This window comes from Paenibacillus sp. GXUN7292 (assembly GCF_050864975.1).
GTDB lineage: Bacteria > Bacillota > Bacilli > Paenibacillales > Paenibacillaceae > Pristimantibacillus.
The window spans coordinates 70,604-91,945 of record NZ_JBOZWO010000019.1 but is presented as its reverse complement, the minus strand read 5'-3'; the positions used below and the strand labels follow the sequence as shown (position 1 = coordinate 91,945).

Here is a 21,342-nt window from a genome sequence, read left to right as displayed (position 1 = left end):
CACCTTTTCATTGTCTATTTCGTTTATTGGAAATCTTACGGTATTTTCTTTTAATATTTGCAAATAAAGTGCGTGCTGCGGCATGGTCAGGAGACAGCTTTAATGCTTCTCGAACGTATTTCAACGCCTTCTCTATATCTCCGGCAGCATCATAAACCATACTTAATGTAAAAGGCACTTCAAAATTCAGAGCATCAAGCTCAAATGACCGCTCCAGCTGCTCAATTGCGATGGTCCATTGCGGAGGTTTAGCTTCAATTGCTTGCTGCGCAGTAATATATAGCAATCTTGCTTCAACTACCTCAGCTTGATAAAGAAATTCTTGATTGTGAGGCTCAAGCAACAGCGCATGCTTGGCATAATCCATTGCTTTTTGCCATTTGCCGCTTCGCGCACATGAAATTGAACAGCGATAATAATAATCAGCTACTCGAGGCTCGAGCTCAATTGCCTTCTCAAACCAATAGATAGCCGATTCAAAATCGTTGCGCAATATAAATTCATATGCTTTTTTCACACATGCTGCTCCATCCATCTGTCCATCCTCCTTGTACACAGACTGATGTTACAGCATATGTCATAAGCTTGACTACAGTTCGTCTTGCGTCTTGCGCTCCCAGCGGTTCGCATCCCGGCTGTTGAACTTATCCATCACCTTGCTGTGGGCTTCTGCCAGATCAATATTAAGCGAATTTGCAAAGCATGCAAGCAGAAAAAGTATATCCCCCAGCTCTAATTCAACAGAGTTTTCTGCTTCGTCTGTTTTTTTCGGCTTCTCGCCGTAAGCATGATTGATTTCGCGGGCAAGCTCGCCAACTTCTTCCGTCATTCTAGCCATTAAGGCAAGCGGACTGAAATAGCCGACCTTAAATTGAGATATATACTCATCGACTTCTCGTTGAACATCCTGCAAAGTTTTCTGCGTCATCCTGCATTTCCTTTCCAACATAAACTATATGTATATGTTACCGTAACACAGTTCATAAAATCAATGTTTTTTGAAAGTTCAAATTCACCATACTATATAGTAATAACGTGAAGCAAAGGAGCTTACAATCATGCTTTCGAACTTTCGCGACTGGCGATCTATATTGGCGATTATGCTTGGCACAGCCATTTACTCCTTTGGCCTGCATTACTTTATCGTCCCTAATCAGTTAATGGAAGGCGGTGTAACCGGCATAGCGGTTCTGCTCAATTATGCGCTTGGCCTGCCGCTTTCCATCACTACACTTGTGCTTAATATTCCACTATTTCTGATTGGCTGGAAGCAGCTTGGCAGATCACAAATGGTGTACACGCTGCTGGGCATCTTGTCTCTATCCGCTTTTTTGGCTGTATTTGAACAGCTCATTAAGCTTGGCTATGTCGTGCCGTTTCAAGGCAGCCATGATTATATGCTTGCCGCATTGTATGCAGGGGTTTCACTGGGAGCCGGTTTGGGCATCGTATTTCGATTTGGAGGCACTACTGGAGGAATTGATATTATTGCCCGGATTATTTCTCGCAAGCGGGGCTACAGTATGGGGCAAATTATTTTGAGCTTCGATGCTGTCATTATTATGTCAGGACTGCTTTACGTAACTATTGACAAAATTCTTTACACACTGGTTGTAGTATTTATCGCCTCTAAAATTATTGATTTTATTCAAGACGGCGCATACTCTGCCAAAGCTTTTTCCATCATATCTGATCAAAGCAAGCAAATAGCAGATGATATATCTTTGCAATTAGAAAGAGGCGTCACTTTGTTTGCTGCCAAGGGAGCGTATTCCAATCAAAAAAAAGAGGTCGTTTACTGCGTTGTCCCAAGACAAGAAACACGTCGTCTAAAGGAAATTGTTCGCCGCAACGATCCTCGCGCATTTATTATAATAAATGATGTGCATGATGTGCTTGGAGAAGGCTTTAAAGAGGAATAGCTGTAACCCTACCCCTTGGCAATAGGCTTCACACCGTAAGGCGCCAGCTTATATTTGCGCCAGCTTACGAATGCAAGCACAGTAAAAATAAAACCGCCAAAAAACAGCGTCCATCCAAGCGCCTCTGATTCCGGACCGACAATCAAGACGGAGGCAGCAATACTTTGAGTGTTGTCTGGAAATAAAGAGATAAACACTGTATGTAGCGCATCAACAGAAGCTACAATTTCATTACGTTTTTCTTTAGTGGCATAAGGCTTGTCGAACAGCAGTTTTTTGGTGTGAGCGATCCGCTCTTCAACAGCGGCAATTACTGCAGGCTCCTGCTCCATATACCCGGCAAGCTTCAAACGGTCATATTTCCCTTCAATGCTCGTCATAATCCCTCTCGCGGCTTGAATAAATCCATCAGACTGCCCATATAACGATTTTTTCAGCAGAGCAATATCTTCTTTTAGCAGCAGCTGATATTGCAGCCATAATGCTGTTTGAGGCCGAATCTGCGAATCAATAGCAAGCCTGAGCTTGGCAGCCTGCTGATGCCAATTAACCGCTAGCGTGCCTGATTCCATGCTGATGCTCAGCCGTTCAACCTCATGCCGCAATTGCTGCCAGCCGGTTAACCGCACATCAGTGCTTTTTTCCAAGTAACGTTCAACATATTTCTTCAGCTTTTGCAGCTCCACATAGCCAGCTTGTCTATTATCAATGACTGCAGCCTCATAAATTTTATTAATAGATGCTTCCAGCTGCTCCAGCAGCTCTGCATTTTGCGCAGCCGTTGTTGGGGCGGAATAACCCGCGGCAAAGGACTTCGTTAAAACTGCAAAAGAACCAGCTAGCAGCACAGCACCGAATAAAGAAAAAATAATGATTTTGGCTCTCATGAACATCCCTCCACTATAAAACTATGAAGGGTTGTCCTTATTTATTACGACTTTTTGCCCCGATGCAGAAGCAAAGCTAACAGCAAGCTGCACAAGGATAAGCAATACGTAAATATTTTTACTTGCTGTACTTGATCTTTAAGCTCATAAGGCAAATTCGGGTAAATCCCATACGTATAATCTGCTGTATCATTAAGCAGCAGCCAGCAGGTAGCAGCAGCTAGCATAGACTTACTAACAGTCATAAACCGCATATATAATAGAGCTTCTATCGCCATCCCCAAATGAGAGACAATGAGCATCATATCCGTTGCATAAATATCGCCGCCTTGATAAATGCCAGCCAAGATGATAGCAACTGCCCATACCCCATATTTAACTGAACATACTACAGCTAAACCTTCAATAAACATTCTGCCGTAACGGACGAGCTTGCTCTTTCCTGTTGGAGGAAATAATAAGTAAAGTAAAGCCAGAGTAAAAAACAAGCTTGCAGTCGGCGAATCCGGAACGAATACGAGCATCCATAAAGGTTTAGTCGCTGCTGTAAGCTCGAGCTGACCGCCATACCATATGTATCCATATATTGTTCCTAAAAAATTCACGATAAACAAGAGCCATAAAAAAGTGCGGTTCAGCAAAAAGGAACGGCTCCAAAAAAAAGATAAATTCATTGCATCGAATCCTTTCGATAGAAAACCTTAACCTGCTTATTTTCAAAAAACCTGACCGTATACGATACGATCAGGTTTTTGAATGATTTGCTTATTATTACTGCTTTTGCTTGGACAGCCATACAGAAAGCTGATTGATTTCGTCTGCAGACAAGGAATCTGCAAAGCCTGGCATCGCACCATTATTACGTCCTTCTGTAATAACCTGTGCAATTTCCTCAGTTGTCATGCGGTTTCCTACTCCTGTTAGAGCAGGTGCGCTTGCGCCTGAGAAGTCAGCCGCATGGCAGCCGATACAGTTAGCTGTTTTGGCAATTTCCATTGCTGGATCATCCGCGTCGATAATCGCTGCCTTCTTAAGCGGATTAGGACGAGGCTTGCCTGCCTCAATCGCTTCTTTGGCACGCTCAGCGCGCAAATGATGCTCTGGTGTTTGTCCATTTTCTTCAAGCATATGTTGATAATGATCCCAAGAGAAATATGTCAAGTACACGCAAGCCGCCAATGTAAGAATCATTAGCGAGGAAGCAATTGGACGACGGTAGAAGCGGCGCTCTTTCCCAGTGTCCAGGAATGGAGCCAGCAGCAAGCCGCCGAACATAATGCCCGGAATACCAATTGTACCTAACAATACATAATCCTGTGATACATATGGATACTTCAAGAATTGATATAGAAACAGGAAGTACCAGTCAGGCATCGGAATAAAGGATGCATTCGTCGGATCTGCCGGATAACCTAGCGGCGCAGGCTCAGCGACAACCCAAGCCAAAAACCCAACCAACACTACTACACCAACCATCCATTCCTTAAGCAAGAAATACGGTATAAATGCTTCAGATTTTCCCGGATAAGCGGAAAAGTCTGGCGGAATATTCGAATGGTTAACTTTCTTTACTCGCGAATCACCAACGTATACTACCTTTTCTTTTGATGAATGATCTTGAGCCATACGTTACCCCTCCTTTTCGCTTATAACGGTCCTGAAATGCCCTGTTTCCGAATCATCAGGAAATGCGCTGCCAATAACGCTATTAGCGCACCTGGCAAGAAAAATACGTGAATCGCGAAGAAGCGAGTCAGCGTCTGCGCGCCTACAATGTCGCCGCCGTATAGGAAGTCAGCAATGTAGGAACCGATGAATGGAACGGAAGCTGCAATTTCAACCCCAACTTTTGTTGCGTAATAAGCTTTGTTGTCCCACGGAAGCAGGTAGCCTGTAAAGCCTAGACCTAGCATAATGAAGAAAATCAACATTCCGACAACCCAGTTCATCTCGCGAGGCGCTTTGTAAGAACCTGTGAAGAATACACGTAAAGTATGTAGGAACATCATTACGATAACCAAGCTGGCACCGAAATGGTGCATACCGCGAACAATTTGTCCAAACGCAACTTGGTGCTGCAGGAAATCAACACTCGCATAAGCGTTAATAATATCCGGCACGTAGTACATTGTCAGGAACATGCCTGACAAAATTTGAATAACTGTAATGAAAAACGTCAATCCGCCAAAACAGTAAACGAAAGCCGAGAAGTGATGGGCCGGGTTAACGTGCTCAGGCACCTCATGGTCGGCTACATCTCTCCAAAGCGGCGTAATGTCAAGACGTTCGTCAATCCAGTTGTAAACAGTTTTAAACATCTGCAGTTACGCCTCCTTACTTAACTCTTGAGTTCGGTTTAATTGGTCCTAAATAGACGAAGCCATTTTCTTCGTTTACTTTGACATCGTACTCATCAAGCGGCAATCGAGCAACGGTAATGTTTTTACCATCTCTCGTATAACGCGCATCATGACAAGGACAATCGTACTCGTTCAAGCCCTTCGTGTTCCAAAAAATCGTACAGCCCAAATGCTTGCACACTGGTGATAGTGCAAAAATGTTTCCTGCATCATCTTTGGAAATCCAGGCCACCAGTTCCGGATCGCTTTCATACCATCCGTCTACCTGATGAATTTTAAATTTGAATTCTTGCGGTTCATTCGTAATTTTGCTGACCTCAACAACCTTTACGTAGGCTCCCTCACTCTTCTTTGCTAGAAGAGGGTCAACTGCAAAACGAACCATTGGCAAAACAGCGCCACCCATCATAAAAGCAGTTGTGCCGCCGAGCGTATAAGAAAGAAATTGACGCCGGGACATCTCTTTGCGTTTAGCCGGGCGATGCTCCGCCTCGTGTTGTTCGTGGTTACTCATCTTCTGTTCTAACCCCCTTTTTGCCAACCATATCTCGCGTTTTGCCGCACGGCAAAACAAATGACGAACTAGGACATAACTTATAATAGCCTAGCAATATAAGAGCGTCAAGAATTTGGCACAATATTTGAGGCCTATTGGAAATGACGTTCAATAATTTGTTGTCATTTTGTCACATTTGAATATATGTTGGTTTTGTTTTCTCCACATTCCTGCTTTATTATTCATAAAAAGACCAAATTTATGTAGCTTGTCCATTCCAAAGCTCTCTCATCATTACAGCTACCTTGCTGCTTTCAGGCAAGCTTCCGTCATGCTCCGGCCGAAGCACCATACTGGCGTTATTCACTGCAACATCAAGCCCGGCCTGCGCTGTAGCAATTAATACATGCTTGAAACCTGTTTTTTTCAAAGATTTGCATACTTGCTCCAGCATATTACGCGAAGCCTCGTCGTTAGTATAGAAATGCATTGCCGGGTAAGTAACAACCCTTCCCTTAAACGGAATTTCAATCAAATCCATAATATCCCGCAATTTCTCAAGCTGCTCTGTCGCCTCAAAGGGCTGCTCAATGCCCGTCAACCCTGTAACAGGGAGCAGGCAGGTGTCGAGATATGGCTGCAGGGAACCCCATTCCTCCGCAGATATTTCACTAAACTTCATTCCGCGCATCCACTCCTAGCTGCATATCATTTTTTACTGATCACTATTATTCTACAAAAGAAAGCTTCCAAATGCTAGACCAGGCGAGCTTAGTGCCTTAATTAGCATGGAAGCTTATTAAAACTTAATATGAAGTAAGCTCATTGCGCTGCTGTACTAATGCGTGAAATGTGCTTTCATCTCCGGCAGCCAATGACTTATCAATTTCATCATTCAATTTGTTAAGCGCGAACGTACGCAAAGCCTCATCCAGCACCATTTCCGCTGCCAGGCCAAGCATAGCCTCGTATGCGACTTTCATTTTATCCATAGGATGCACCTCCGCCTTCTTGCGTTTAAGAGATCCTATATTCGATTCCTTTCGTCACGTAGCTCTCCATCGTTCTTCTCATTCGCGTAAGATCATCCTCTGTCAATTCACGTACGACTTTGGCTGGTGATCCGAGAGAAAGCGTATAGGAAGGTATTTTTTTGTTCTCGGTTACTATTGAACCGGCTCCTATTAAAGCATATTCACCAATTTCAGCCCCGTTAAGTACTATGGCCCCCATTCCGATTAAAGTGCCTTTGCCTATCGTACAACCGTGGATAATGGCGCTATGGCCTATAGAAACCTCGTCCGCCAATAGAAGCGGCTGATCTGTATTTACATGTCCCACAACACCGTCTTGAACGTTGCACCTGCTGCCAATTCTAATAGGCGCCAAATCTCCTCTTAGCACAGCATTAAACCAGATTGTGCTCTGCGGGCCAACTGCGACATCGCCGATTATTTTTGCGCCCTCTGCTACATAGCAATCCTGCTGCAGTGTAGGAATTATTCCTTTGTATGGTATAAGCAATTGCTTCATCTCCCTTCGGTGGGGAAATTTTACCAATGTGCCAGTCGAATGTCAACGCAGCATTTAGCCTGGTTATCTACTGTACTGCAGCTCAGAACTTATAGGTGCCTTGAATTACCGCTTTGCCAAGCGGAGTAATACGGATGACTCTGCCTGCAGCAGCATGCTCACCAATGCGCAGCAAGCCAAGATGCAGCAGCATCGCAATGACTCGCTGCTCCAATATAGACTGCGCGGAATCGTAAAAATACGGCTTGATATAGGGCAGCAATATTTGTTCGATCGAAGCAATTGTCACCCACCTGCCGCATAACTCGGCAAGCCAGTTTACAATAGCCTCAAGATTAGGAATAGGCAATTTGTATTGCTTCAGCCAGTACTGATACAGTCGCGAGATTTCCTGCTCATTTTTAGCAAGCAGCCTTGCCTCGCCTGCAGGCGTAATCGCAAGAAGCTCATTTGATTGCTCGGCAATATAACCAGAGAACCTGCAAAAATCATAGAGCAGCGAAAAACGATTCGGGTAATGATTGAAATGACGCCCGTAACCGAATCGCCATTCCCCTTTGGCCGGCGGCTGCTCTCCAACGCTAAGCCTATCCAATATTGCCGTCAGCCAACGCTTATACATCGAGCCGTCAGCCGCCAGCTGAATGTCATTCTGCTGAGCATATCGCAAAAAAATAGTGATATCATCCTCAAACAACAGCTGTTCATCACGGTATGCTTCCGGTTCATTGCAATATTCCAGCTTTTGTGCAAAGCTGTGCAGCATAATTTTTTGGAATCTTTGCTTCATATCCTGAGGGACATGAAATAAATATTTATTTGGGCCGCTGTAGCCATTGAACAGCCAACCTCGATGTTTAAAGGTTGCTATCATCTCTCGCGGGCTTTTGACCGTTTCTTGCACGGATTTGAGCTTCTGCTCAGCTTTTCGTTTAACCCCTTTTGACTGCTTGACAGCAGAATCGGCGCTTCCTGCAGCGTTTGCGCTCTGCAATGCGACTTGAACGCCGTTAACAGCATGCAGCCGGTCGCTCTCCTGCTCAAATCTGCTCTGCTGGGCCCGAGCGATCAGATCCTCCATGCTGTAAGCTTTTTTCGTTTCAAACAACAGCGTGTTGACGAATCGCAGCTCTTCAAGCGTCATTTTATGGACATGCTCATCAAATGCTTTGCTGCTCATTGCCGCCAAAATGGATTGAATCAAGTCATGCTTTGAGTTGCTGCTGCAATCACATTTGTACATATCGGCAATTCTATTAAGCTGCTGGATATCCGCATACACTAGCATGTCTGACAAATTCATCGCGTTCTCCCCTCCTTAAGCTCAACTAGCTTTAGTATGGGATAGTTTTTATTGTTTCAAACTAGGCATGAAAATAAAAAAAGCTCGCTGGCGTCAGCCAGCGAAGCTTATTTCTCGACCAAATGGCGAGTGCAGTTATATAGCAAAGGAATCCAATCATCCTCATTCCAGCTCAAAATGGAATAGGAGAGATTCATTAATCTTTCGTCCTTCAGGTCAGAGCACAGCTGATTAAGCATAACCGCTATAAAGCTGCCATGCGAAACAAGCAGAACATTATCATATTGAGCCGATGCGCGCAAATCATTCAAAAAACTCATGCCGCGTTCAAATACAGCTTCATCCGGCTCCACCCCATAATGCTCGGAACGGCTTCGCCAATCCTTGCCCCAGCGCTCGATCCGCTCCGGTTCAGCTGTTCCTTCTATTTGCCCGAAATTTCGTTCCTGCACCCGCCTGTCTGGCGCCAGCAGCGGCAATTGAAGAGCCTCAGCTACTATAGCGGCAGTATCGTAAGCTCTTGAAAGCGGACTGGAAATAACCGCCTCCCATATTTGTTCATCCTGCTGCAATCGGGCAGCCAGCTGCTTAGCTTGCGCTATCCCTGCTTCATTCAACGGTATATCCGTCTGCCCTTGAGTAATACCTTGGCTATTCCAATCGGTTTGTCCATGTCTAACGAAGCCTATTTTCAACAAATACAACTCCTAATCCAAAGTAATATTCAGCTTCTAGTTCGCGAAAGCCAATTAAGCATCAGCAATGCCATCACTAATCCTAACAGAGACAGCGCCACGTAATACTGCGGAAATGACGGAACAATCTTTAGCACTAGCGGATCGCTAATACTAGCTATAGGCACTTCGGAATAAAAGCCGGAAGTCAAAGTCGCTTTCTCAGCTGAAGCGATTCCTGTATCCATCAAGCCTGACATCATTTGGATCTCTGCCCCGCCTGTGTACTTCCTCTGCTGAAACAGAAGCACAAATAATGAGCAGCCAAATATGGCCATGCAGCCGGCGATAATGATCGCCAAATTACGCCTGAATTGCTTTGTAAACGAGTAGCTTTTGTCAGCCACCGGCGCGATCCAGGACTGCTCCTTAAAAATTCTGTCCATAACGGAGCGATTGATGTGGTCAAGCGGACCTATTATATAATTATCTTCAGAAAAATCACGAATTAATTGCTCGCTTTCTTCCCAAATACGAAATTCCTCTGCACATTTGTCGCAGCATTTCATATGTTCATCCATCTCAGCTCTACAATCATTATCTTGGGACAAATCCCAGTAGCTTCCGAACAATGATTGTACTTCTGTGCAATTCATCGCGAATCCATCCCTTCGATTTCTTCAAGCATCGCGGGTTGTTCAAAATACGGCTCAAGATGAGCCTTCACACTTGCCCGTGCACGAAACAACAATGATTTGACTGAACTAACAGTCTGCCCCATAATACATGCAATTTCCTGATAATCAAGCTGATCATATTCACGAAGTATAAGTGCTGAACGCTGCTTTTCAGGCAGCTTATTGATCGCCTCGCGCACCATCGTCATTCTTTCATTGCGAAGCACTTGCTGCTCTGGCATAAGCTCGAACGATTCAATCGGCTCTACCCCAGCGTCTTCAATCGATACTTGGACCGCTTTCTGCTTGCGCAGCTCGCTCAGCACGGTGTTGCGGGCTATCGTATACAGCCACGTAGAAAAAGAAGCATCCACTTCACGAAAAGAATGGAGACTTCGATAGGCCTTGTAAAAGGTTTCGGAGCATAGATCCTCTGCCAGCAGCTCCAGTTTGGCGCTTTTCAGCATATGAAAAATAAAGGCCATAATTTTGCGCTGATAACGATTCATCAGCTCAGCGTACAGCTCAACATTACCTTCCTTTATTTCACGTATCAGTTGGGAATCAGTCATGACAGGCGAACCTCCTCCACCTGCAAGATTATTTCCCCGGATTCATCTATGTATAATTGTACTGTCCCGGGAACAAATAGTTGCGGTCAATTCTTAATATGTATTCAAATAAAAACAGATTAGATCAAAAGTATGAAGCCTAATTTAGACACACGTCTGCGTTGTAGTATACAATTCGATTTTCAAATGCAAATTCCTGCTTCGTTCGACAAAACCTCATAATCCTAACAATTCTAATAATTACGCAAATTTGCAACAATGCTTCGAGACAAAAAAAAAGCCACTCATAAGAGTGGCTAGCACCAATATGGTGCTACAGTTTTTGGATAGGAGTGGAGAGAAACCATACTGTACTTTTATTATATGTATACGCTTCCAAAATGTCAACAAGCGTTTTGGAATTTGTTTATTTTCATTCCAAAACGCTTGCTGCGGTGCTATTGATGAACAGAATAATTCATACTGCTCAATAGCTGAATCGCATCATCCAGGCTTTTCTGATCCTTAAAGGATAGCCTCAACACACCAGGAATATCTTCCCTGCTCTCAATAATATGAATATTGCTCAGGTTAATCCGATGACTGCCCAGCTCACTGGCGATACTGCCAATAATGCCAGGATGATCAGGCACATCTACATAACATTCAAAAATAGATTGAATGATTCCTTTTCGCCTTTCAGGCAGCTTGCTTCTAAATTCGCCCGCTTCAGTAAAGGCTTCAATAATGGCATCGCCGTCTTGCAGCTCCAGCATGCTGATAAACTTATTCGTTTCCTTATTCCAGTCCTTCAGCAATTGCAAAACGACCTGACGATTATTAATTAAAATATCGCGCCATACAACCGGGTCACTGGAAGCAATTCTTGTAATATCTCTAAACCCGCCTGCGGCAAGCTGCTCATACAGTCCATTTTGCTCATTGTAGCCTCTAATTTGATTAACAAGCGCTACTGCAATGAGATGCGGCAAATGGCTGATTGCGCCGACGATCTCGTCATGCTCGTCGGCATCTACCTTTACGATATTCGCCTTCGTGCACAGCAGCAGCTTAGTAAGCCGGTCTATGGCTGCTTGGGGCGTCTGCTTGTCCGGTGTTAAAACATAGTAGGCATTTTCGAATAAATGCGAAGAGGCCGCTTCTACGCCGGAGCGCTCAGATCCTGCCATAGGATGGCCTCCAATAAATACTGCATCGCCCAGATTGACCGCCCGCGCGCAAGCAGCAACAGAGGATTTTGTACTGCCTACATCAGTTACGATACAGCCTGATTTAAGCTTGCATCTGGCAAGCTCAGATAAATATTGATCAAGCAATCCTACTGGAACGCACAAAAATATAAAATCTGCCGCCTCTGCCGCTTCTTGAATAGAAGTCGTCCCTGCATCAACGACTCCTCTTTGTAAATATTTCTCGATGGAGGAAGGCCGATTGGAATAGCCGATCACCTTGATCGAAGGATCTCCCTTGAAGCATAGAGCCAGGGACCCTCCTATCAGTCCAACGCCAAATATAGCAACTGTAGTCATAGGCTATTGAAGCACCATCACTTCCTGTAAAACTTGCTCAAGGGCAGTAATAAATTTTTCATTCTGTTTCTGCGTGCCTACAGAAACGCGAATATAAGTAGGATAATGCGTCCAGCGCGCTCGAGTCACAATGCCTTTGCGAAGCAGCGCATCGAATACTTCCGGTGATGAACGCTTCGTATCGAACAAGATGAAGTTGCCGTATGCAGGGAAGTATGGCAATCCTAATCGATCAAACTGTTCGCACAAATATTTAATGCCCTCTTCATTCTGCTCTCGGCAATACGTAAGGAAGGCGTCATCTGCCAGCGAGGCTTTAGCTGCAGCTTGAGCTATACGCGAAGTATTAAAAGGCTCACGAACTTGATTAACGGACTTGATCACATCACTGTGGCCTACTCCGTAACCGATACGTAAGGAAGCAAGACCGTAAATTTTCGAAAATGTGCGCAGTACAACCAGATTGCGATACTGCTTCAGCAGCTGGATGCCATCGCTGTATGCAGGATTATCGATATACTCGCCATAAGCCTCATCCAGTACGACCATCACCTGCTCAGGAACAGCGTTCATGAAAGAGACAAGCTCCTCATGCTCAACGATGGTTCCCGTCGGATTATTTGGATTGCAAATCCATACAATTTTAGTTTTATCGGAAATTCTGGACAGCATCGCCGGCAAATCATGCTTGCCATCCTTTAATGGAACTTCAATAACGACAGCATTTTCGATTTCTGCATTATGCTTATATTGTGGAAAGGTTTCATCCGCCATAACAGTTTCGTCACCAGGCGCAAGATACGCTCTGGCCAGCATCAATATAATTTCGCTAGAGCCGGTCCCAAAAATGATTTGACCTGGCTCAACCCCTAGCTGTCCTGCCAATGCGCTTGTAAGCTCTACGCTGGCGCCATCAGGATAAATTTGAATATTATTTAATTCCTCTTGTATCGCTGCTTTAGCAAAATTGGAATAGCCAAAAGGATTTTCATTGGATGCAAGTTTAATGACTTCAGATAAACCTAGCTCGCGTTTCACATCTTCAATTGGTTTACCCGGCTGATAGACAGGTAGATGTAAAATATTAGACTTTGGCTGCATTGCCGTTCACCTCTTATTAAGTGCTTTATTTTAATTTATTAAAATTTCAGCTTCTATTGTCTCACAGATGAACATCATTTGTATAGTACAGGGATGAAGCAAGATCATTCTACCTCGCTTGCCCAATCAACAAAAGCCCTCCGCATCATTTTGCGGAAGGCTCTCGTCAGGTTAAGCTGCAATATTATCCTTTAAAATGAGCGATATAATTGCCTATATTGTTCAATCCCTCTTCTTTTCTATTGTTATCCTCGAGCAATGGTATATTGCTTTCAATTGTCCTCACGATTGCGCTGCCTATAATCACACCATCGCACAGCTTCTCAAACCTTTCAACCTGCTCACGGCTTGAAATGCCGAATCCAATGGCGATCGGCACATTGGAGGCCTCACGGACAGTTTGCAGGAAGCTGTCGATTTCCTGATGGAAATCAGCGCGCTCGCCTGTTACGCCCAGCGATGACACGCAGTAAACAAATCCAGTTGCCTCGCTGACAATTTTTACGATGCGATTTTTGGAAGTAGGCGCTACTAACGGTATCAGATGAATATTATTTGCCTCTGTAAGACGACGAACTTCTTCATTTTCCTCAATCGGCAAATCAGGAATGAGCAATCCGCTAATATCATGTCTTTTAACTGCATCGATTAATCGTTCAAGACCATATTGAAGCACTGGATTATAGTAAGTAAACAGCACAAATGGAAGCTTTACGCCTTCATCTCTTGCCTGCTTCGCGATCGACATGCAATCCTCCAGCGTAATTTGACGGCTTAAAGCACGCTCTGAAGCACGCTGAATGACCGGACCGTCAGCTAACGGATCAGAGTAAGGAACACCAAGCTCTATGATGTCAGCTCCGGCCTTCTCTGCCTGCTTAATAATTTGAACAGATATATCCCGGCTTGGATCACCCATCGTAATAAATGGGATAAGTGCCGTTTTTCCAGCTGCCTTCACCTGGGCAAATGTTTGATCAATGAGATTCATCTAGTCCGCCTCCTAAGTAGCCCATAATTGCATCTACATCTTTATCTCCGCGTCCAGACAGATTGACGATTACAATTTCATCTTTGCTTAAAGTCGGTACAAGCTTTATAGCATGCGCTATCGCATGAGCCGATTCAAGCGCAGGCAAGATGCCCTCCTTGCGTGAAAGCAGCTGCAGCGCATCCAGCGCTTCCTGGTCTGTAATCGGAAAATATTGCGCTCTGCCCAAATCTTTGAGATAAGCATGCTCTGGTCCTACGCCCGGATAATCCAGCCCGGCCGATATGGAATGGGCAGGCAATACTTGGCCGAACTGATCCTGCAGCATATAGCTCATAGAGCCCTGGAACACACCATGGCTGCCTTTGGTCATCGTTGCAGCATGAAACTCTGTATCAATTCCTTTGCCCGCTGCTTCAACGCCGATAAGCCGAACAGACTCATCGTTTACAAATGGGTAGAAAATACCCATAGCGTTGCTGCCGCCGCCAACTGCCGCAACGATATAATCCGGCAAACGGCCTTCCTGTCGCAAAATTTGCTCTCTTGCTTCATCGCCGATAATCCGCTGAAAATCACGAACCATCATGGGGTATGGATGGGGGCCGGTCGCAGATCCAAGGATATAGAATGTATCTGTTACATTACTGACCCAGTAGCGCAGCGTTTCATTACAAGCATCTTTAAGGGTACGCGTTCCTGAAGTAACAGGTACAACCTCTGCACCGAGCAGGCGCATGCGGAAAACATTAAGCTGCTGGCGCTTCATATCCTCCTCGCCCATAAACACCTTGCACTCCAAACCAAGCAGCGCAGCAATCGTTGCCGTAGCTACGCCATGCTGTCCCGCGCCAGTTTCGGCAATTACTTTTGTCTTGCCCATGCGCTTTGCCAGCACGCCTTGACCGATCGTATTATTGATTTTATGTGCCCCTGTATGGTTCATATCCTCACGTTTCAAATATACCTTTGCTCCGCCGAGCATTTCTGTCAATCGCTCTGCATAATACAACGCGGTCGGACGTCCGGAATATTGATGCAGCAAATACTTTACCTCTTCTTTGAAGCTCTCATCCTGCGAGTAATGCTTGTATGCTTCCTCCAGCTCAAGCAAAACGTTCATCAAGGTTTCAGGAACATATCTTCCTCCGAATTTGCCAAATCGTCCATGCTCATTTGGTACTTGTTTCATGCCTCTCTCACCCTTCTAACAAACATTTCTATTTTATTTACACTTTTTCTGCCTTCTGCCTCTACACCACTGGATACGTCAATACCGTCAACCTTGTATTTTTGAAGCAATTGCTGCACATTGCTCTCATTTAAGCCGCCTGCTGCGTAAAGCGGCAAATTGCAGCTTGCTGCTGCGGCCTGATAAGCTTCGATGGCAGACCACTGAAACACCTGGCCTGTTCCTCCCCCGGGAGCATCAAGCAATATAGCATCTATACAGCCGCTAAAAGGCTGCAAAGCACTCAAAGCTTCATTATAATCAGTTTCTGACCGAACAGAAAAGACCTTCCAAATATGAATTTGCGGCAATCTGCTCTTCAACCTTTTGCAAAAATCCGGAGTTTCATCCCCATGCAATTGCAAAACATCCAGCGGGGCTATTTCTGTAATCGCCAATATATCTCCAATATCAAAATTTACAAATACGCCTACAGCACGCGGCGGCTTGCCCTCGGCTGCCCGAATGTTTTTAAGCTCGGCAACCAGCTCAGCAGCTTGCTGCGCATTTACCTGTCTTTTGCTTGGCGCAAATACGAACCCGACCTCATGAATTGGCAAACCCTGCAATTGCGCTATATGTTCTCTTTCTTTAAATCCGCAAATTTTAATACGGGTATTATGAATTTCTTGATTTCGATTAAGCTGATTAGCCATAATCATCACCTAGCCCATCAAATCGTGCACGGCCTGCTCCACATTCGGCTGGCGCATGAAATGCTCGCCAATAAGCACACCATCTGCTCCGGCTTGCTGTAAATATGCCATGTCCGCGCGAGAGGAAATGCCGCTTTCGCTAATGATTGTCACATTTTTAGGTATAAATGATATCAGTTGCTCTGTCGTTTTAAGATCGGTATGGAATGATTTCAAATCACGATTATTTATGCCGATCAATGCCGCTTTATCCATTGAAAGCACTGCATCCAGCTCTGGCTTGTTGTGAACCTCGACAAGTACATCAAGGCCGATTGATTTGGCAATATCGAAGTACTCGCTTAGCTGCTGCTTCGTCAGTATAGCCGCAATTAATAAAATAGCGTCAGCTCCGATTAAGCGAGCTTCATAAATTTGACGGTAATCAATAGTGAAGTCCTTGCGCAGCAGCGGAATTTCCACTGCTTCGCGAACAGCCGACAAATAATGATTGGAGCCTTGAAAATAATCTGCATCCGTCAATACTGAAATGCAGTCTGCGCCAGCTTTTTGGTAAAGCACAGCCAATTGAACGGGATCGAAATCTTCCCGGATCAAGCCTTTCGATGGAGAAGCCTTCTTCACTTCTGCAATTAAGCCCATTGCACGCTTGCGCGCCGGCATGCCCAGCGCCCTTTCAAAGCCGCGGCAAGCAGACAGCTCGCTTATGCGGCGCTCTGCCTCCTCCAATTGAAATTTGGCTGACAGCGCTTCTACCTCCTGCCGCTTGGTTGCAACAATTTTATCCAGAAACATGATTCAGCTCTCCTGTTCTTACGATAAGTTCTTGTAATTTCTCGCTCGCTTTGCCAGAATCGATAACTTCAGCAGCAATTTCCACACCAGCCTGCAATGTGTCAGCCTTCCCGCCAACATAAATGCAAGCTCCAGCGTTAGCCAATACGATGTCTCGATAGGCATCTCGTCTTTGTCCTGTGAAAACTTCCGTGATTAAGCCCGCATTTTCCCCTGCATCCCCGCCGATAACATCTTGAATCGAATATCGGCGAAGACCAAGCTGTTCCGGCTCCAAATGATACGTATATACTTTGTTGTCCTTCAGCTCTGAAATTTGTGTTGCAGCAGATATGCTGATCTCATCCAGGCCGTCGTGACTGCTGACGACCAAAGCTCGTGCCAGCCCTAATTCCTGCAGCACAGATGCTATTGTCTCCGTTCGGCTGCGGTCATACAAGCCCAGCAGCTGCCGGTCTGCGCCAGCAGGGTTCGTCAAAGGTCCCAGCATATTGAAAATAGTCCTTACGCCCAGCTCTCTTCTTGGAGCCGCTGCATATTTCAAGGATGGATGATACAGCTGGGCGAACATAAAGCAAATGCCAATACTGGCCAAACAATCGGCCGCTTGCTGCGGAGTTAAATTTATATCGACGCCAAGCGCCTCCAACACGTCAGCGCTCCCGGATTTTCCTGACATTGCCCGATTGCCATGCTTTGCAACGCGAATGCCGGCTGCGGCAGCGATAATGGATGATGCCGTAGAAATATTAAATTTATGAATGCCTGAACCGCCTGTGCCGCATGTATCCAGCAATCCGGCTTGACTAGTTGCAACATGGCTTGAATACTGGCGCATCACTTCGGCAAAGCCGGTAATCTCGTCTTTCGATTCACCCTTCATGCGAAGCGCTGTAGCTACAGCGCCAATCTGAGAGGAAGTAGCTTCGCCGTTCATAATCATGCTCATCACTGCGCGAGCCTCGTCCCTCGTCAGACCCGACCCGCTTATAAGCTTGCTCAGCGCTTGCTGAATCGTAATGGATTGCTTGACTGTCATTATGAAACGCCTCCTCTGCTTGCAGCTACTTCATAATCAGAGTTGATAGGCAGCCGTTTTGTCTGCTTCGAGGCGAATATAGCTTCTGCCATACGGATTGCCTTCAGCATTCCCTTCGCTTTATTAACGGTTTCCGTATATTCATTTTCTGGAATCGAATCCCATACGATGCCGGCACCGCTCTGGACATACGCTCTGCCCTCTTTGAAAATAATCGTTCGAATCGTTATGCACGTATTCATTGTGCCGCCGAAGCCTAAGTAACCGATAGCTCCCGCATAAGCGCCTCGTGCTTCACGCTCCAGCTCAGCAATGACTTCCATCGCTCTAATCTTAGGAGCGCCGGAAACTGTTCCTGCTGGCAAGCATGAAACAAAGGCATCGAAAAAGTCTTTATCTTTGCGAAGCTTGCCTGAAACATTGGAAACAATATGCATCACATGAGAAAAACGCTCTACCTCCATATAAGAATCACATTTCACTGAGCCAAATTCGGACACGCGTCCAATATCATTGCGCCCCAGATCAACAAGCATAACATGCTCCGCCCGTTCCTTCTCGTCCGCGAGCAATTCCTGCTCCAGCTGCAAATCCTCCTCCGGCGTTCTTCCTCTCGGCCTTGTACCCGCGATCGGTCTCGTCTCTACCCGATCACCGTCAACCTTGACAAGAGCTTCAGGCGATGTGCCAACGATAATATCCTCATCCATTTTCAAATAGTACATATACGGTGAAGGATTCATAGTGCGCAGCACCCGGTACACTAACAGCGGATCTATTTCCGTCTCCATGCTAAACCTCTGTGACAGTACGACTTGAAACAAGTCTCCTGCCCGAATATATTCTTTTGCTTGCTCCACATTGGACAAAAATTGCTCCTTGGTCACATTAGACTGTATATCCCCAAGATCCGGATCAATCGATACGGATGCTCCTGCCGCTGCTAACATTTTTGCAGGCTGCTGAAGCCGTTCCATCACCGCGTCCATCTTTAGGCAAGCCGCCTCATAAGCTTCCGCTACATCCGCAGCTGTCGCATCCGGTTTAATATGGACATTGCCGATAATTTGCAGCTGCTGCTTAAAATGATCAAATACGACAACTTGATCGCAAAACATAAATTGCAAATCATTCATATTCATATCGTCAACTTGATGCGCTGGCAGATTCTCATAGTGCTGCAGCAAATCATAACCAAAAAATCCGATCGCTCCGCCAGTAAAAGGAGGAAGCTCTGGAAGCGAAGGGCTACGATAAGCACTGAGCTTCTCCTTCAGAAGCTCGATCGGTTTATTTTGCAGCTTTTCCTTGACGCCGTTTATCTCCAACATCATTTCATTCTTTTTTCCGTAAAGCATCATGAAAGGATCGGTTCCTATAAAGGAGTATCGGGCCCATTTCACGCCGCCCTCTACACTTTCAAGCAAAAAGGAATGGCGATCCTTGGCAAAATGCTGAAACAAGCGAATTGGCGACTCTGTATCCGCCAGCATATATCTGACAATAGGGATTAAATTATAAGTTTCTGCAAGCTGTGCAACTCGGCTAAATTCATTGTCCATAACAATGACCTCCTTCGATATGCTTCTTTGATTCCGGCTTGCTCTTGATCGGCCAAACAAAATCAAAAAAGCTCCTGCCTAAGCAGGAGCGCGCATATATAGATCATTGTGAAAGTAAAAATAGTTTAGTTCCATGTCGAAATGAAAAATAAACACGGTGGACATATATAAACACAGCTGTGCTGCATTTAAACGGCCTGCCACATCTTCTCATCTCTATAGACTCAGCTCAACTATTACTCTCTACTCAGCTCTACTCTGCTCTACTCTGCTTGGCTCTAACTAAACTCTCTACTCAATCTCATTCAACAACTTTAATTATTGAGTCAACTATCTTAGCTATCATGCATCTGATGCTTGCTAGTTACTATCTGAATAAGACAAATATATACTAATGCCGCTTTTTCGTCAATAAAAAGTTAGGATTTGGATAAATCCGGCCGCAGCGCCTGCGCTCCACGTAAATATACATGTTCGATTTCAGCCTGGGTCTTGTCTGTGTTTACTAAAAACATAAGTCTGATGCAATGCTTTAAACTGCCTTTTACCGGCACCTCAAGCGAGCACATTAATGGAACTAGCTCCCAGCCCGGAAGCTGTCTAATCGATTGCGCAGGAAAAGTATCATCAAGATCGTTCGTAACAGTTACAAAAACACTGCAAATATCCTCAGGATTCAAATGATTTGCTGCAACAATGCCGTTAACCAGCTCCAGTGTTGCGCTTGAAATTTGCTTTGCTTCATTTGCTTCAACGGTTATAGCCCCTCTAATTCCTCTTACGCTCATTATAATTCATCCTCCTGCTTTAATTGCTCCACTATTTCTCTCACCCAGTCAACAGAAACATTGCTTTCAATTTCTACTTTTCCGATTGCTGTCGGTACGATAAATGTCATTGTGCCCTCAAGAAATTTTTTGTCATGCATCATAGCGCTCATGATAGCCTCTACATCAAAATGCTCTGGCAATCGCACAGGCAAGCCCAGTTTCGCAAGCACATTTTTTGTTCGAATATACACTTCTTCAGAAGCTCCGTAACGCATGCCCAGCTTTGCGGATCCGACCATGCCAATCGAGATTGCTTCGCCGTGCAGCAGCTCATTGTAACCGGCAACAGCTTCTAAAGCATGACCAATTGTATGCCCCAAATTCAAAATCGCGCGCAGCCCATTCTCCCGCTCATCCTGAGACACTACCGCCGCTTTTACGCCGCAGCCAACATATAACGCATAACCCAGCGCTTCAGCATCCAGTGCCAATAGCTTCTCTGAATTGACCTCGCACCAGCTGACAAAGCTTTCGTCCCAGATCAAGCCGTGCTTAACTACCTCAGACAACCCCGCTTTTATTTCGCGAGCAGGCAAGCTTTGGAGCGTATTCAAATCGTACAGCACAAATTCCGGCTGATGAAAAGCGCCGATAATATTTTTGGCTAGCGAATGATTGACGGCAACCTTGCCGCCTACGCTGCTGTCATGCGCAAGAATCGTCGTAGGAATTTGAATAAATTTAATGCCGCGCATATAAGAAGCCGCCAAAAAGCCTGCCAAATCGCCGACGACACCGCCGCCTAGCGCGACTATTGTAGATTTTCTATCAAGCCCGGCTTCCAGCGCCTGTCCTACCAGCTTCTCAAGCATAGCCAAGGATTTAGTGCTTTCCCCGGAAGGCACGACTGCCGCTTCAGCTTTAAATCCGCCTTGCACCAGCTCCTTCTGCAATGCTTCCAAGTACTTTGGTGCAATATTCGTATCTGTAACGATTAATAAAGGCGATTTTTTGCTTATATTATGTTTTGTAAAAAAAGAAGAGGCATCCTGCAAAAGTCCTTCTCCTATGTAGATCGAATAGGAACGTTCACCGAGATCAACCGTAAGCTCACGCATCATACGTACCACCTGTCTGTTCATTATCAAAGTTAATTTTATAAATACGATTACTTTGTGTAACAATAGCTCATTACTGCTTTACAGCCCTAAACTTCTTTGCTAATTATAGTACAGCACCGAAAG

25 protein-coding genes are annotated in these 21,342 nt (G+C 45.2%); 1 reads left to right on the top strand and 24 read right to left on the bottom strand.

Annotated features, from left to right (window positions below):
* Positions 1-7: 7 nt before the first annotated feature.
* Both ACRRU2_RS16440 and ACRRU2_RS16435 read right to left on the bottom strand, forming a co-directional pair.
* Positions 8-535, bottom strand: coding sequence for a tetratricopeptide repeat protein (locus ACRRU2_RS16440; protein WP_331698703.1), 528 nt, complete (start codon positions 533-535; stop codon positions 8-10).
* Between the two features lie 54 nt (positions 536-589).
* Positions 590-928 (bottom strand): nucleotide pyrophosphohydrolase, encoded by a 339-nt coding sequence (locus ACRRU2_RS16435; RefSeq protein WP_331698702.1) that lies wholly within the window; start codon positions 926-928, stop codon positions 590-592.
* A gap of 130 nt (positions 929-1,058) precedes the next feature.
* On the opposite strand from ACRRU2_RS16435, the gene ACRRU2_RS16430 reads away from it, so the two are divergent.
* Positions 1,059-1,922 carry a YitT family protein gene (locus ACRRU2_RS16430; protein WP_331698701.1) on the top strand — a complete coding sequence of 288 codons (864 nt, stop codon included), beginning with the start codon at positions 1,059-1,061 and terminating at the stop codon, positions 1,920-1,922.
* A gap of 8 nt (positions 1,923-1,930) precedes the next feature.
* On the opposite strand, the gene ACRRU2_RS16425 is transcribed toward ACRRU2_RS16430, so the two are convergent.
* From ACRRU2_RS16425 to aroB, 22 genes are all read right to left on the bottom strand, one after another.
* Positions 1,931-2,809 (bottom strand): sporulation protein YpjB, encoded by an 879-nt coding sequence (locus ACRRU2_RS16425; RefSeq protein ID WP_432503300.1) that lies wholly within the window; start codon positions 2,807-2,809, stop codon positions 1,931-1,933.
* A 44-nt stretch (positions 2,810-2,853) separates the two neighbouring features.
* Positions 2,854-3,483 (bottom strand): DUF1405 domain-containing protein, encoded by a 630-nt coding sequence (locus ACRRU2_RS16420; RefSeq protein WP_331698699.1) that lies wholly within the window; start codon positions 3,481-3,483, stop codon positions 2,854-2,856.
* Positions 3,484-3,580: 97 nt separating this feature from the next.
* Entirely contained in the window at positions 3,581-4,435 is an 855-nt protein-coding gene (locus ACRRU2_RS16415) for a c-type cytochrome (protein ID WP_331698698.1), read from the bottom strand.
* A 20-nt stretch (positions 4,436-4,455) separates the two neighbouring features.
* Positions 4,456-5,127 (bottom strand): menaquinol-cytochrome c reductase cytochrome b subunit, encoded by a 672-nt coding sequence (qcrB, locus tag ACRRU2_RS16410; RefSeq protein ID WP_331698697.1) that lies wholly within the window; start codon positions 5,125-5,127, stop codon positions 4,456-4,458.
* Positions 5,128-5,143: 16 nt separating this feature from the next.
* Positions 5,144-5,683, bottom strand: coding sequence for a ubiquinol-cytochrome c reductase iron-sulfur subunit (locus tag ACRRU2_RS16405; protein ID WP_331698696.1), 540 nt, complete (start codon positions 5,681-5,683; stop codon positions 5,144-5,146).
* A gap of 241 nt (positions 5,684-5,924) precedes the next feature.
* The gene (locus ACRRU2_RS16400) at positions 5,925-6,347 is read right to left on the bottom strand and encodes a DUF2487 family protein (RefSeq protein ID WP_331698695.1); all 423 of its coding nucleotides are present in this window, start codon (positions 6,345-6,347) and stop codon (positions 5,925-5,927) included.
* A gap of 124 nt (positions 6,348-6,471) precedes the next feature.
* Positions 6,472-6,657 carry an IDEAL domain-containing protein gene (locus ACRRU2_RS16395; RefSeq protein WP_331698694.1) on the bottom strand — a complete coding sequence of 62 codons (186 nt, stop codon included), beginning with the start codon at positions 6,655-6,657 and terminating at the stop codon, positions 6,472-6,474.
* A 25-nt stretch (positions 6,658-6,682) separates the two neighbouring features.
* Positions 6,683-7,189: a gamma carbonic anhydrase family protein gene (locus ACRRU2_RS16390; protein ID WP_331698693.1), complete on the bottom strand. Its 507-nt coding sequence runs from the start codon at positions 7,187-7,189 to the stop codon at positions 6,683-6,685.
* Between the two features lie 91 nt (positions 7,190-7,280).
* Positions 7,281-8,501, bottom strand: coding sequence for a hypothetical protein (locus ACRRU2_RS16385; protein WP_432503295.1), 1,221 nt, complete (start codon positions 8,499-8,501; stop codon positions 7,281-7,283).
* A 107-nt stretch (positions 8,502-8,608) separates the two neighbouring features.
* The gene (locus ACRRU2_RS16380) at positions 8,609-9,196 is read right to left on the bottom strand and encodes a histidine phosphatase family protein (RefSeq protein ID WP_331698691.1); all 588 of its coding nucleotides are present in this window, start codon (positions 9,194-9,196) and stop codon (positions 8,609-8,611) included.
* Between the two features lie 29 nt (positions 9,197-9,225).
* Positions 9,226-9,831 carry an anti-sigma factor family protein gene (locus ACRRU2_RS16375; protein WP_432503293.1) on the bottom strand — a complete coding sequence of 202 codons (606 nt, stop codon included), beginning with the start codon at positions 9,829-9,831 and terminating at the stop codon, positions 9,226-9,228.
* Complete coding sequence (locus ACRRU2_RS16370) at positions 9,828-10,424, bottom strand: RNA polymerase sigma factor (protein ID WP_331698689.1); 597 nt, start codon at positions 10,422-10,424, stop codon at positions 9,828-9,830. The genes ACRRU2_RS16375 and ACRRU2_RS16370 overlap by 4 nt, the downstream gene beginning before the upstream one ends.
* Before the next feature lie 437 nt (positions 10,425-10,861).
* A complete protein-coding gene (locus ACRRU2_RS16365) occupies positions 10,862-11,953 on the bottom strand; it encodes a prephenate dehydrogenase (RefSeq protein WP_331698688.1) in 1,092 nt (363 codons plus the stop codon).
* Between the two features lie 3 nt (positions 11,954-11,956).
* The gene (gene hisC, locus ACRRU2_RS16360) at positions 11,957-13,054 is read right to left on the bottom strand and encodes a histidinol-phosphate transaminase (protein WP_331698687.1); all 1,098 of its coding nucleotides are present in this window, start codon (positions 13,052-13,054) and stop codon (positions 11,957-11,959) included.
* A 184-nt stretch (positions 13,055-13,238) separates the two neighbouring features.
* The gene (gene trpA / locus ACRRU2_RS16355) at positions 13,239-14,045 is read right to left on the bottom strand and encodes a tryptophan synthase subunit alpha (RefSeq protein WP_432503290.1); all 807 of its coding nucleotides are present in this window, start codon (positions 14,043-14,045) and stop codon (positions 13,239-13,241) included.
* Positions 14,032-15,237 carry a tryptophan synthase subunit beta gene (gene trpB, locus ACRRU2_RS16350; RefSeq protein WP_432503287.1) on the bottom strand — a complete coding sequence of 402 codons (1,206 nt, stop codon included), beginning with the start codon at positions 15,235-15,237 and terminating at the stop codon, positions 14,032-14,034. The genes trpA and trpB overlap by 14 nt, the downstream gene beginning before the upstream one ends.
* Complete coding sequence (locus tag ACRRU2_RS16345; protein ID WP_432503284.1) at positions 15,234-15,932, bottom strand: phosphoribosylanthranilate isomerase; 699 nt, start codon at positions 15,930-15,932, stop codon at positions 15,234-15,236. The genes trpB and ACRRU2_RS16345 overlap by 4 nt, the downstream gene beginning before the upstream one ends.
* A gap of 9 nt (positions 15,933-15,941) precedes the next feature.
* A complete protein-coding gene (gene trpC, locus ACRRU2_RS16340) occupies positions 15,942-16,727 on the bottom strand; it encodes an indole-3-glycerol phosphate synthase TrpC (protein ID WP_432503282.1) in 786 nt (261 codons plus the stop codon).
* Positions 16,714-17,766, bottom strand: a complete 1,053-nt coding sequence (gene trpD / locus ACRRU2_RS16335) for an anthranilate phosphoribosyltransferase (protein ID WP_432503280.1) — start codon at positions 17,764-17,766, stop codon at positions 16,714-16,716. Before trpD ends, trpC begins: the two co-directional genes overlap by 14 nt.
* Positions 17,766-19,328, bottom strand: a complete 1,563-nt coding sequence (gene trpE, locus ACRRU2_RS16330) for an anthranilate synthase component I (protein ID WP_432503278.1) — start codon at positions 19,326-19,328, stop codon at positions 17,766-17,768. Before trpE ends, trpD begins: the two co-directional genes overlap by 1 nt.
* Positions 19,329-19,747: 419 nt before the next feature.
* Positions 19,748-20,116 (bottom strand): chorismate mutase, encoded by a 369-nt coding sequence (gene aroH / locus ACRRU2_RS16325; RefSeq protein ID WP_331698678.1) that lies wholly within the window; start codon positions 20,114-20,116, stop codon positions 19,748-19,750.
* Positions 20,116-21,219, bottom strand: coding sequence for a 3-dehydroquinate synthase (gene aroB / locus ACRRU2_RS16320; protein WP_432503276.1), 1,104 nt, complete (start codon positions 21,217-21,219; stop codon positions 20,116-20,118). Before aroB ends, aroH begins: the two co-directional genes overlap by 1 nt.
* Positions 21,220-21,342: the final 123 nt, after the last annotated feature.

Coding starts and splice junctions, on each gene's coding strand:
- ACRRU2_RS16440 (WP_331698703.1), bottom strand. CDS start 535: ATGGATGGAGCAGCATGTGTGAAAAAAGCATATGAATTTATATTGCGC.
- ACRRU2_RS16435 (WP_331698702.1), bottom strand. CDS start 928: ATGACGCAGAAAACTTTGCAGGATGTTCAACGAGAAGTCGATGAGTAT.
- ACRRU2_RS16430 (WP_331698701.1), top strand. CDS start 1,059: ATGCTTTCGAACTTTCGCGACTGGCGATCTATATTGGCGATTATGCTT.
- ACRRU2_RS16425 (WP_432503300.1), bottom strand. CDS start 2,809: ATGAGAGCCAAAATCATTATTTTTTCTTTATTCGGTGCTGTGCTGCTA.
- ACRRU2_RS16420 (WP_331698699.1), bottom strand. CDS start 3,483: ATGAATTTATCTTTTTTTTGGAGCCGTTCCTTTTTGCTGAACCGCACT.
- ACRRU2_RS16415 (WP_331698698.1), bottom strand. CDS start 4,435: ATGGCTCAAGATCATTCATCAAAAGAAAAGGTAGTATACGTTGGTGAT.
- qcrB (WP_331698697.1), bottom strand. CDS start 5,127: ATGTTTAAAACTGTTTACAACTGGATTGACGAACGTCTTGACATTACG.
- ACRRU2_RS16405 (WP_331698696.1), bottom strand. CDS start 5,683: ATGAGTAACCACGAACAACACGAGGCGGAGCATCGCCCGGCTAAACGC.
- ACRRU2_RS16400 (WP_331698695.1), bottom strand. CDS start 6,347: ATGAAGTTTAGTGAAATATCTGCGGAGGAATGGGGTTCCCTGCAGCCA.
- ACRRU2_RS16395 (WP_331698694.1), bottom strand. CDS start 6,657: ATGGATAAAATGAAAGTCGCATACGAGGCTATGCTTGGCCTGGCAGCG.
- ACRRU2_RS16385 (WP_432503295.1), bottom strand. CDS start 8,501: ATGAATTTGTCAGACATGCTAGTGTATGCGGATATCCAGCAGCTTAAT.
- ACRRU2_RS16375 (WP_432503293.1), bottom strand. CDS start 9,831: ATGAATTGCACAGAAGTACAATCATTGTTCGGAAGCTACTGGGATTTG.
- ACRRU2_RS16370 (WP_331698689.1), bottom strand. CDS start 10,424: ATGACTGATTCCCAACTGATACGTGAAATAAAGGAAGGTAATGTTGAG.
- ACRRU2_RS16365 (WP_331698688.1), bottom strand. CDS start 11,953: ATGACTACAGTTGCTATATTTGGCGTTGGACTGATAGGAGGGTCCCTG.
- hisC (WP_331698687.1), bottom strand. CDS start 13,054: ATGCAGCCAAAGTCTAATATTTTACATCTACCTGTCTATCAGCCGGGT.
- trpA (WP_432503290.1), bottom strand. CDS start 14,045: ATGAATCTCATTGATCAAACATTTGCCCAGGTGAAGGCAGCTGGAAAA.
- trpB (WP_432503287.1), bottom strand. CDS start 15,237: ATGAAACAAGTACCAAATGAGCATGGACGATTTGGCAAATTCGGAGGA.
- ACRRU2_RS16345 (WP_432503284.1), bottom strand. CDS start 15,932: ATGGCTAATCAGCTTAATCGAAATCAAGAAATTCATAATACCCGTATT.
- trpC (WP_432503282.1), bottom strand. CDS start 16,727: ATGTTTCTGGATAAAATTGTTGCAACCAAGCGGCAGGAGGTAGAAGCG.
- trpD (WP_432503280.1), bottom strand. CDS start 17,766: ATGACAGTCAAGCAATCCATTACGATTCAGCAAGCGCTGAGCAAGCTT.
- trpE (WP_432503278.1), bottom strand. CDS start 19,328: ATGGACAATGAATTTAGCCGAGTTGCACAGCTTGCAGAAACTTATAAT.
- aroH (WP_331698678.1), bottom strand. CDS start 20,116: ATGAGCGTAAGAGGAATTAGAGGGGCTATAACCGTTGAAGCAAATGAA.
- aroB (WP_432503276.1), bottom strand. CDS start 21,219: ATGATGCGTGAGCTTACGGTTGATCTCGGTGAACGTTCCTATTCGATC.